This is a genomic window from Lactobacillus sp. UMNPBX16, from assembly GCF_002553775.1.
Taxonomy (GTDB): Bacteria; Bacillota; Bacilli; order Lactobacillales; family Lactobacillaceae; genus Lactobacillus; species Lactobacillus crispatus.
Genome location: NZ_PCYU01000023.1, coordinates 1 through 3,391, shown reverse-complemented (window position 1 = coordinate 3,391; position 3,391 = coordinate 1). Strand labels below are relative to the sequence as shown.

Annotated in this window: 5 protein-coding genes; 1 reads left to right on the top strand and 4 read right to left on the bottom strand. The window is 36.2% G+C overall.

What is annotated here, in order from left to right:
- Together CP367_RS06480 and rpsO are read right to left on the bottom strand one after the other, a co-directional pair.
- The coding region (locus tag CP367_RS06480) for a ribonuclease J (protein WP_143469223.1) at window positions 1-1,120 on the bottom strand (1,120 nt) is incomplete at its 3' end.
- 157 nt (window positions 1,121-1,277) lie between these two features.
- Window positions 1,278-1,547, bottom strand: coding sequence for a 30S ribosomal protein S15 (gene rpsO / locus CP367_RS06475; RefSeq protein ID WP_005718887.1), 270 nt, complete (start codon window positions 1,545-1,547; stop codon window positions 1,278-1,280).
- Between the two features lie 201 nt (window positions 1,548-1,748).
- On the opposite strand from rpsO, the gene rpsT reads away from it, so the two are divergent.
- Window positions 1,749-2,006 carry a 30S ribosomal protein S20 gene (gene rpsT, locus CP367_RS06470; RefSeq protein WP_005718885.1) on the top strand — a complete coding sequence of 86 codons (258 nt, stop codon included), beginning with the start codon at window positions 1,749-1,751 and terminating at the stop codon, window positions 2,004-2,006.
- Between the two features lie 63 nt (window positions 2,007-2,069).
- On the opposite strand, the gene holA is transcribed toward rpsT, so the two are convergent.
- Together holA and CP367_RS06460 are read right to left on the bottom strand one after the other, a co-directional pair.
- Window positions 2,070-3,056 (bottom strand): DNA polymerase III subunit delta, encoded by a 987-nt coding sequence (gene holA / locus CP367_RS06465; protein WP_005718884.1) that lies wholly within the window; start codon window positions 3,054-3,056, stop codon window positions 2,070-2,072.
- A partial coding sequence (locus CP367_RS06460) for a ComEC/Rec2 family competence protein (RefSeq protein WP_369821922.1) occupies window positions 3,053-3,391 on the bottom strand: 339 nt, incomplete at its 5' end. The genes CP367_RS06460 and holA, both read right to left, overlap by 4 nt.

Here is a 3,391-nt window from a genome sequence, read left to right as displayed (position 1 = left end):
AAAGTTGCAGATCACGACCAGTTGCATGCCCACTAGTATGTATATTTCTGCCTAACTGGATAACCGTACCGCCAGCCTTATATACCAAATCACTGGTTTCAGCTACCATCGTTTCAACCGCATGTGACGGAGTAGTTGCAATAAAGACCAAATCGCCCTTATGAATCGTAATCATACTATGACGCTTCTTAGCCATTTTTTGTAATGAGTTAAGTGGTTCACCCATACGCCCAGTCTCTAATATAACTGTCTGCTCATCTGGCACAGTCTTCAGATCCTTAACTCGCATCAACAAGCCTTCAGGCACATCTAAATAGCCTAATTTCATTGAAGTTCTAACAATCTTAGCTAGATCGCGGCCAGTTAATAAGACGCGTTTCCCTGTTGCTGCTGCAGCATTTAAAACTTCTTGAACACGATTCAAGTTAGAGGCTTTAGCAGCTACGATAATTCTGCCTTTAGCATTTCTGAAGACATTAGTCACAAATTTACCAATATCTTGTTCAGATGCATTAGGGAAAGATGCTTCTGCATTAGATGAATCACTTAAAAGCGCTAAAACGCCCTTTTGTTCAATTTCAGCTAAGCGATCCATATCAGTCCGATAATTTAACGCAGCTGTTGGATCAAATTTAAAGTCACCAGTATAAACAATTTCACCTGCTGGTGTATGTACATCTATTCCAAGTGAATCAGGAATTGAGTGTGTCGTATGGAAGAATGAAATACTTGCATTCTTAAAATCAATTTCAGTATCTGCATCGATTACGTGGAACAAACTATTCTTACGGCGTTTGTTTTCGCGTTGTACTTCAATTTTAGCAAGTTCGATACTCAATTGTGAACCAAATACTGGAATATCGTATTTACGCAAAATGTATGGCAATGCACCAATTGAATCAGCATGCCCATGTGTTAAAAAGATACCTGCTACTCGATCTCCGTATTGTTCAAAGAAATCAAGGTCAGGAATTACTACATCGATACCAAATAAAGAACTATCAGGGTACTTTAATCCGGCATCAAGAACAAAAATTTCATCATTAACTTGAACAGCAAACATGTCTTTACCCTGTTCACGCACACCGCTCAAGATCATAATTTTGATTTGATCAGCCATTATATTTCCTTTTCTATCTAATTTTTAATTCTTATGGATCTATCGATCTCAACGTAAAAATAATCTGTTTCAATTTTAGCATAAAGAATAAAATTATGACAGAGACAAAAAAAGCCAGCCTTTTCGGCTAGCTTCATTATTCAATATTATGTAAAAATTAACGACGAAGACCTAACTTCTTGATCAATTCACGGTAACGGTTAATGTCGTTGTTTTCAAGGTAACGAAGCAAGTTACGACGGTGACCGATCTTCTTAAGCAAACCAACGTATGAGTGGTGGTCATGCTTGTGACTCTTCATGTGATCAGTCAAGTTGTTGATATCAGCAGTCAAAAGAGCAACTTGAACTTCAACAGAACCAGTGTCACCTTCGTGAGTTGCGTATTCCTTCATAATCTTTTCTTTTTCAGTCTTTGAAATTGCCATAGTTAAATTCACCTTTCATTAAATAATTGCCGTTAACAACGTTTATCGTCGGCGTGAACAAATAAACAGCGTTAGCGGTTCACAACAGTCATAATCATACACAATATTTTTTAAAAAAGCAAGCGGAAATTACCTTGCATCCGTGATATTTCTTAAGTATAATGGATGAAGTAAATTTCTAAATCATTGGAGGTGAATTTCATGCCACAAATCAAATCAGCTATCAAACGTGTTAAGACTCAAAACGCTACTAACGAACGCCGCGCTTCTGAATTAAGCAAGTTAAGAACTGCTATCAAGAAGTTTAAGAACGCTGTTGAAAGTGATAGTAAGGAAGACGTCTCCAAGTTGCATTTAGAAGCTGAACGTGCTTTGGATAAGGCTGCTTCAAAAGGCTTAATCCACAAGAACAAGGCTGCTCGTGACAAGAGTCGTTTAAACAAGTTAGCAAACAAGTAAATCTTACTTATTACTAATAATAAAAAGAGGAGATCTGCAGCGATCTCCTCTTTTTGTATACTCTTAGACATTTAAGATAAATAATTTCAAAAAATTATCTTCTCGGTAAGTTCCATTTTTATATTTAAATTCTAAGTCGATTGCATCCCTTAATAAATTTTCTAGCTTGTCTATCTTCAACCGATTACGTAGGGCTAACTTAACCCTATAGGGATGAACGCCTAATTCTTTTACAATTTGTGGTTCGCTACGACCTCTTTGTGCTAAGATCTTAACGACCAAAATCAATTCTAATTGATTTTCAAAGACCGCTAATAATTGAATTGGATTAGTCCCTTCACGTAATTGATTATCTAAGCGCTCAACTGCTTCACGGTAATTCTTATCTAAAGCCGACTCCAAAATAGCGAAAATATTTTGTGCTAGGGACAAATCTACATTTTGCATTACTGATTTTTCAGTAATTTTGTTATCGGTAGCTACCATTTTTAGCTTTTGATAATTGCTTAAAATAGTGTCAATTACCTGATCACTCCGCTCAATTAGCAGCTGTAAAGCTGACTGTGTGATTATATATCCCTCATCTTTGATCAAGGCTTTAGTCGTTGAAGCAACTTCATAGGGCCTAATTTGTGGCTCAACCACATTGAATTGCTTTAGAACAGTTTTAGTCAGTTTTTTACGCCTATCAATTTTTTCATAAGAAGCAACAATTACTACTACATCTTCTAAATCAGCTAAGTTTTCAAAAATTTTTTGTAAGTCATCAATTTGTTTCTGTAATTTTTTAGATACCTTAGCTGTTAAAAAGAAAGGATTTTTGACTACAATAAATTTCTGTTCACTAAATAAACTGGATTCAGTTAAGCTCGCAATCAATTCATCTAAGCCATCGCTTTCGCAATCGACAGTCACGTGCTCCAAATCTTTAAAGCGATCTTCCTTGGCATATGATCTCACCAAGTAATCATTGAGAAAGTCATCTGCACCCCAAATTAAGGTATGTGGATTATTGTTATTTGTATTTTTAAATAAAGAAAGTAAGGTCATTTTTTATCCCGCTTTAAAAAGTAACTAAATCTAGGACTTTGCAGTCCGCCATAATACCAGCTAATCATACCACAGTCTTGCGTTGAAACCCATGGTATTTGCTGTTGAGTTAGTGTCGTTAGCGTCTCTTGATGGGGGTGCCCGAACCTATTTTTTCGACCAGCAGAAATAAAAACTTGCTTAGGATGGATTGCACGTAAAAAGTCTGGATTGGATGATGTTTTACTGCCATGATGACCCAATTTAAAATAATCTACCTGAAGTTTCATCCTCTGCATAATTTCCTTTTCACCATCTTGACCTAAATCTCCTGTAAACAACCAATTCTTATTCGC